This window comes from Caulobacter sp. Root1472, from assembly GCF_001426985.1.
GTDB lineage: Bacteria > Pseudomonadota > Alphaproteobacteria > Caulobacterales > Caulobacteraceae > Caulobacter > Caulobacter rhizosphaerae.
The window spans coordinates 64849-71468 of sequence record NZ_LMFX01000019.1; the positions used below are offsets into that span (position 1 = coordinate 64849).

A 6620-nucleotide genomic window follows, 5' to 3' on the forward strand; every position below is an offset into this window, starting at 1 on the left:
GCGCCTGTCCCCAGCCGCGATACGATCCTTTTTAGATATATCGGGAAACACTCTTGACGTTCGGCCAATCCGATATATCTGTAAGTTCGATATAACGAAACAGGATCTAAATCTCACATGTTTGGACGTCATCCCCACCATCCCGGCCGCCACGGCGGCCATCACGGCGCGCCCTTCGGCCGCCATCCGTTCGGCTTCCACGGCGGCCACGAGGGTCATCACCGTCGCGGCGGCCGCATGGGCCGGTTCTTCGATCATGGCGACCTGCGCCTGGTCGTGCTGAAGCTGATCGCCGACAAGCCCAGCCACGGCTACGAGCTGATCAAGGCCGTCGAGACCGCCGCCGGCGGCGCCTACACCCCCAGCCCCGGCGTGATCTATCCGACCCTGACCCTGCTGGAAGAGCTGGGCTATGTCACCGCGGCCGACGCCGGCGGCGGCAAGAAGCTCTATACGATCACCGACGAGGGCCAAGCCTTCCTCGAGGCCAACAGCCAGCCGGTCCACGGCCTGTTCACCCGCATGGCCGAGGCCGCCGCCCAGAGCGCCGCTTTCTCGCCGCAGATCATGCGGGCCCGCGAGAACCTCAAGACCGCCCTGCGCCTGAAGCTGACCTCCGGCTCGCTGACCCCCGAACAGATCGCGGCGATCGCCAAGGTCATGGACGACGCGGCCGCGGCCATTGAAGGGGTCTAGCCGTCATGCAGAGCCATGCCCGACTGAACACCGACCGCGGCGCGCGCTACATGATCCAGCTGGCCAAGCACTGGGCTCACCGGTTCGAGGCGACGTATGACGACGTCTCGGCCCTGATCCCTCTGCCGCTGGGAACCTGCAGCATGCTGGCCGATCCCGAAGGCCTGGACGTCACGATCGAGGCCGTCGACCTGGAGGCCCTGGCGCGGCTGGAAGACGTTGTCGCCGAACACCTGCTGCGCTTCGCCTTCCGCGAGCCCGTCAAGCGGCTGGGCTGGACCCGGGCCTGGGAGGCGGGCTGCATCGATCCGCCAGCCCTGCGGATCAACCGCGCCTCGCCTTGAGGCCGTTTCCCTTCCAGACCGCCCTGGGACGGCCAGTCAAATTGTCTTGCACACGTCTCGGAATAGGCGCTTCATCCCACTCAAGCTCCAGTAGAGGGCTTTTGGGAGGAACGCCATGGGTCAGGTGGTCCGCGGCGCGCCGTACCGGGCGCGCCAGAACGGTCGTTCGAACCGTTTTGGCTGGTTTATGCTCGTCGTCGCCGTCAATCTTGTCCTTTGGACCGGCGTGATCGCCCTCATCGTCCGCGCGACCTGACGGCTCTCAACGCAGGCCGCGGAGCAGGTCGAGCCGGCGCATCGCCTTGCCGGGCAAGGCCGACATGGGCCCGAGCGGCAGGGCCTCGGCCATCTCGCGCAGACCGTACACCGCCGTGCGGGCCAGGGTGGAAACCGACGGCGCGCCCAGGAACCCGAACATCACGCCTTGCTGACGGTTCGACAGCTCGCGCTTGAAGCGATAGTCGCCCGCGCCGAGATCAAGACGCTTGTAGGGTCCGCCATCCAGGCTCTTGAGGATGTCCTGGAACAGCAGCAGGCCCGGCGAATAGCGTTCGAACTTCGGGTCGTGCGCGATCATCCAGCCGTGGATCGTGCCGCCGCCGCGCAGGTGGAAGTGCACGGCCGCCAGTTCGTCGCCCAGATGCAGGGTGTAGAGCCCGCCGCCGAACGCCGGGTCGCGGGTCTCCAGCAGTTCGTCCATGAGCCGCATGACCCAGGCGGTCTTGAACAGGTCGGTCTGGCCGGTGGCCGCCAGCTGGGCGCGCTTCCAGGCGATCAGCCGCTCGAAATCGCAGCGCGAGTCCGACAGGGCCGTGAACCGGGTCGGGCCGACCTCGCGCTCGACCTTGCGACGCTTCTTGTCGATGTCCTTCAGGGCGCCGACGCCGGCCGCCTTGCGCTCGGCCTCATAGGCGGCGTAGCCGTCCGCGACCTCGATCACCCACGAGACGCAATGGCCGCGGGCATGACCCTGGAAGGCCGGATCCTGCGCCTGCATGTGGCAGAAGTCGTAGCGCGACACGCCCAGGGCCTGGAGCATGGCGCGCGGATCGGCCCGAAAGCCGTCGCGGGTCACCAGGGCCTGGTAGTCGCTCATCGGGGCGCCGACAGGCATGGCGGTAGAGCCGCGCTTGCGCACCGCCAGGAACGCGGCCGGGCGGCCGGCCGGATCGTACTGGACCGCGACCCGGGTGCTGTTGGCGGGGCCGCGCGCCCGGGCCACGGCCTGGGCCCATGACGGCGACAGGAACGGACTGTCGAAACGCACCTCTCCGGTCTGGGCGGCCGACCAGACCGCGCGGACCTCCGCGGGCAGTTCCAGGGCGGGGAAGACGTCGATCTTCAAGGCAACCTCGATCCGGCTCGGGCCGAACGTGCGGCCGGATATTCGACGCCACCTTGACGCGGATAGATTGAACGAGGGTTTACGCTCGGGAGATCCGCGTTCTCCCGAGCGCAGGGCGTCAATCCATCAGCTTCTTCGACAGGTAGACATATTCCAGCGCCTGGCGGCGAGAGGTCTCGGCCAAGTTGGCGCTGGCCGCGTGGCCGCCGTCGATGTTCTCGTAATAGAGCACCGGATAGCCCAGCTCCTCCAGCCGAGCCGCCGCCTTGCGAGCGTGGGCCGGGTGGACGCGGTCGTCCTTGGTCGAGGTCTCGATGAACACCTCGGGATATTTCCGACCGGCCTTGAGGTTGGAATAGGGGTCGTACTTGGCGATCACCGCTCGCTCGGACGGGATGGCCGGGTCGCCATACTCGCCCACCCACGAGGCGCCGGCCCCGATCTGGCTGTAGCGGATCATGTCGAACAGCGGCACCTGCACGACGATGGCGTTGTAGAGCTCGGGCCGCTGGGTCAGGGCCACGCCCATCAAGAGACCGCCATTGCTGCCGCCCATGATCCCCAGCCGGCGCGGCGAGGTGATCTTGCGATCGATCAGGTCTTGGGACACCGCGAAGAAGTCGTCATAGGCCTTCTGGCGGTTGGCCTTCAGGGCCGCGTCGTGCCAGGCGGGGCCGAACTCGCCGCCGCCGCGGATGTTGGCGACCACATAGGTCCCGCCGCGCTCCAGCCACAGCTTGCCCATCACCCCCGAATAGGCCGGGGTCATCGACACCTGGAAGCCGCCATAGGCATAGAGCAGGGTCGGGGCCGAACCATCGTATTTCACGCCCCTGGGCCGCACGACGAAGTAGGGGATCTTCACGCCGTCGCTGCTGGTCGCCTCGAACTGCTCGACCACGTGGGTCGAGGCGTCGAACCGGGCCGGAGAAGCCTTGACCTGCTCCAGCTTCAGCGAGGCCGCGTCGGCCAGCCAGTAGGTGGAGGGGGTCAGATAGCCGGTGACGCTGACGAACAGGCGGTCGTCCTTCTGCGAGGTCGAGCCCAGGCCGATCGTCGAATTGGCCGCCAGGGCCAGCTTCTGGTGCGTCCAGCCCTGGGGACCGTGGGCGTAGACCAGGGCCGCGCCGGTGACATTGTCCAGCAGGCCGACCACCAGCCGGTCGCGGGTGGTGGTGACGCTTTCCACCGACTGCTTGGCGGTGGGGCGCAGGACCAGGGTCGCGACGGCCTTGGCCGGGTCGGCCTTGAAGGCGGCCAGGTCAAAGCTGATCAGGTCGCCGGTCTTGAAGTTGCGCTCGGGCCAGTCCTGCTCCAGCGACACGACCATCTGGCCGGCCACATAGGCCTGGATCGAGTGCTTCAGCGGCAGGGGCAGCTTCACCGGGCCGGCGTCGGTCAGCAGGTAGGTCTCGGCCTCGAAGAAGCTGACTCCACGATTGGCCAAGACGGCGACGACCTTTCCGTCGGCGTCGGTCAGGGTGTAGGCCGAGGCCGAGACGTCGTCCGGCGTGCCGCGGAACACCTCCTTGGCGTCCGCCAGGGCCTGGCCGCGCTTCAGCGCCTTGACCACGTAGGGATAGCTGGACTTGGTCACCTGGCCCGGTTCCCATTCGCGGGCCACCAGCAGGGTGTCCTTGTCCAGCCAGGCGACGTTCTGCTTGCCCTCGGGCAGGGCGAAGCCGCCGGGCACGAACGCCTTGGTCGTGGTGTCGAACTCGCGGATCGTCACCGCGTCCTTGCCGCCGTCCGACAGGGTCAGCAGGCAGCGGGTCTCTTCGGGCGGCAGGCAGTTGGCGCCCTTGAAGACCCAGTTGGCGTTCTCGGCCTTGGACAGGGCGTCGATGTCGAGGATCGTCTCCCACTGGGGCTCGGCGGTGCGGTAGCTCTCCAGCGTCGTCCGACGCCAGATCCCGCGCACATGATCGGCGTCCTGCCAGAAGTTGCGCAGGGATCCGTCGCCGGCGAACGACACGCCGGGCACCCGGTCCTTGGCGTTGAGGATCGCCAGGGCCTGAGCCTCCAGCCCGGCATAGCGGCTGTCGCCCTGCAGGACCGCCAGGCTGCGCGTGTTCTGCGCCTTGGCCCAGGCCATCGGCCGCTCGCCCTCGATCTCCTCCATCCACTTGTAAGGATCGTCCTTGCCCAGGTCGGTCAGCGGCGTGCGGGCTTCGGTATTGGCGGGCGGAGCGGGGTCGGCGGCTTGGGCTGCGGTCATGAGGCTCGTGGAGGCGAGGAGGGCGAGAAGCAGGCAACGCATCTAGGGATCCAGCGGCTGTCGTGACAGGTGGCCCGCTCAGACAAGCGGAGCCTTTGAGCCGGACGGTATCGCAAATCCAAGCCCGCGCCAGTGCGTCGATCCCGCGGGCTCAGTCGTCGTTGGGAATGTTCAGCACCTGGCCGCAGGCCTTGCAGTGCACGGCGTCGGGATCGTGCCGGCGCAGGCCGCAGCAGGGACAGGGGAAGGTCACCTTGTGCGGCCGCAGGATCGACTGAATCAGGCCGATGAACAGCGACACCCCGCCCAGCATCACCGCCATCGACAGCAGCTTGCCCCAGACGCCGGGCAGGGTGACGTCGCCATAGCCGGTGGTCGTCAGGCTGGTGACGGTGAAATAGAGGGCGTCGACATAGCCGGCGATGCCCTGGTGCCGGCCGGCGAAGCTGGAATAGACGAAGCCGGTGATCACGAACACGAAGGTCAGCAGCGACGAGGCCGCCCGGGTGATCTGCTCCACCCGCGTGTCGTCGTAGCGGCGGCCGACCGTGCGCCAGAAGAACTCGCTGTGGATCAGGGTCCACAGCCGCAGCACCCGCAGGAAGCCGAAGTTGAACAGCCAGCCGGGGAACAGCAGGGTGGCCAGCACGAACAGGTCGACCCAGACGATCGGCTTCTTCAGCCAGGCCTTCGGGTCGCCGTGGGCGACGGCCCGGGCCAGCAGGTCCAGGCCCAGGAACGCCGCCACCCCGTAGTCGATCAGGTAGAAGGTCAGGCCGTGGCGGCGCATCAGCGGCGCGGCGATGAAGAAGGCGATGATCGCCAGGTCGATGACGATGATCCCGTAGCGGAACCGCACGGCGGCCGGCGAGGCGCCATGATAGAGCGCCCGGAAACGGGCCCTCAGGCGCAGGTCGTCGGTGTTTTCGACTGTCAAAGTGACCATCCCGCGGCGACGCATGAGGTTCGCCCAATACAACGACAGGATACAGGTTCAAGACCCAAGCGGACGACTTTCATCTTCCAGCCCCGGGGGCCATTGCGCGCTCATCCGTCACGGCTTCATGGCGTCGGCGCGGTTCTCCAACAGGCCTGGGCGATGCGATTTCACCTCCGCGCGCCACGCCAGCAGGGCGGTCCTCGCCGGCCCCTTCGGCGTCTTACCGAGCTGGTCGTCGATCTTGGCGAGGATCGCGTCGTTCAGGGCCAGCGCGGACCTGACTCCTTCGATCATCAGGACCCGAAGGTCGTTGCCTCGGCGGATCTTGCGGCGGCGGGGCGGCTTGGACTTGGGCATGAGGTTCTCCGTGCTTGAAGAGGTCGCGAGCGGACACGGCTCTTCGACCTCGGCCCTTCGCGGGCGAGTGGGTGGGGAGGCGCGGAGCGGTCCGGGCCAAGCCCGGATGACCGTGGGATGTTGTTTTACGTTTCGGCGTGGCCGACCGCTCCGCGGAACCGTTTGTCTCAAGGGACGGCGATTGAGGGCTTGTTTCATCCCGATCGACGTTTCCCCTCAGGCAAAGTCGCCCGGAAGGGGCCGTCGGCGACTCCGACTGATCCTGGAACAGGCCGGTTTGAACTCCCAGCCCCGTCAACCCGCCTGTCCCGCCACCGTTCCCGAAAGACCTTGGAGCCTTCTGAGCCCCGCCGCCCGCCGCGGTCCGATCGCCAAGGCCAGGCGGCCCCGCTCGGTTCCATCTCCATCGCCTGCTCGGGCCGGTACCAAGAGCCCTCCCCGTGATGGAGACAGGACTATTGTGCAGGCGGTTTGAGCGCCGAGGACTTGTGACGCTGATTATTTTCCAGGGCGTTGAAAGGGTTGATGTTATTAGCGCGTCTGTCGGGGATGGACCCCGCTGGATCCCCCAAAGACTACCCTCTCCCTGAGGGAGAGGGAGGGGCCCAAGCGAAGCTTGGGAGGGTGAGCAACCATGTTGATCAGGCGTGGCGAACCCAGGGCTGCTGTCGCTTGAGGACGAGGTTTGCGGCTTCGACGAGTTTTCGCATGACGGCGACG

7 protein-coding genes are annotated in these 6620 nt (G+C 67.1%); 3 read left to right on the forward strand and 4 right to left on the reverse strand.

Annotated elements, in window-relative coordinates; all coding sequences use genetic code 11:
* The first annotated feature begins 117 nt into the window (after positions 1–117).
* The 3 genes from ASD47_RS14045 to ASD47_RS26670 all read left to right on the forward strand — a co-directional run bounded on the left by ASD47_RS14045 (position 118) and on the right by ASD47_RS26670 (position 1296).
* Positions 118–696, forward strand: a complete 579-nt coding sequence (locus ASD47_RS14045; protein WP_162251645.1) for a PadR family transcriptional regulator — start codon at positions 118–120, stop codon at positions 694–696.
* Positions 697–701: 5 nt separating this feature from the next.
* On the forward strand, positions 702–1040 hold the full coding sequence (locus ASD47_RS14050) for a DUF2218 domain-containing protein (protein WP_056757572.1): 339 nt from the start codon (positions 702–704) through the stop codon (positions 1038–1040).
* Positions 1041–1155: 115 nt separating this feature from the next.
* On the forward strand, positions 1156–1296 hold the full coding sequence (locus tag ASD47_RS26670) for a hypothetical protein (RefSeq protein WP_156402244.1): 141 nt from the start codon (positions 1156–1158) through the stop codon (positions 1294–1296).
* 6 nt (positions 1297–1302) lie between these two features.
* On the opposite strand, the gene ASD47_RS14055 is transcribed toward ASD47_RS26670, so the two are convergent.
* The 4 genes from ASD47_RS14055 to ASD47_RS14070 all read right to left on the reverse strand — a co-directional run bounded on the left by ASD47_RS14055 (position 1303) and on the right by ASD47_RS14070 (position 5900).
* A complete protein-coding gene (locus tag ASD47_RS14055) occupies positions 1303–2385 on the reverse strand; it encodes a GNAT family N-acetyltransferase (RefSeq protein ID WP_056757577.1) in 1083 nt (360 codons plus the stop codon).
* A gap of 118 nt (positions 2386–2503) precedes the next feature.
* Complete coding sequence (locus tag ASD47_RS14060) at positions 2504–4645, reverse strand: prolyl oligopeptidase family protein (protein ID WP_056757580.1); 2142 nt, start codon at positions 4643–4645, stop codon at positions 2504–2506.
* A gap of 109 nt (positions 4646–4754) precedes the next feature.
* Positions 4755–5540 (reverse strand): potassium channel family protein, encoded by a 786-nt coding sequence (locus ASD47_RS14065; protein ID WP_235525877.1) that lies wholly within the window; start codon positions 5538–5540, stop codon positions 4755–4757.
* Positions 5541–5657: 117 nt separating this feature from the next.
* Positions 5658–5900, reverse strand: coding sequence for a hypothetical protein (locus ASD47_RS14070; protein WP_056757582.1), 243 nt, complete (start codon positions 5898–5900; stop codon positions 5658–5660).
* Positions 5901–6620: the final 720 nt, after the last annotated feature.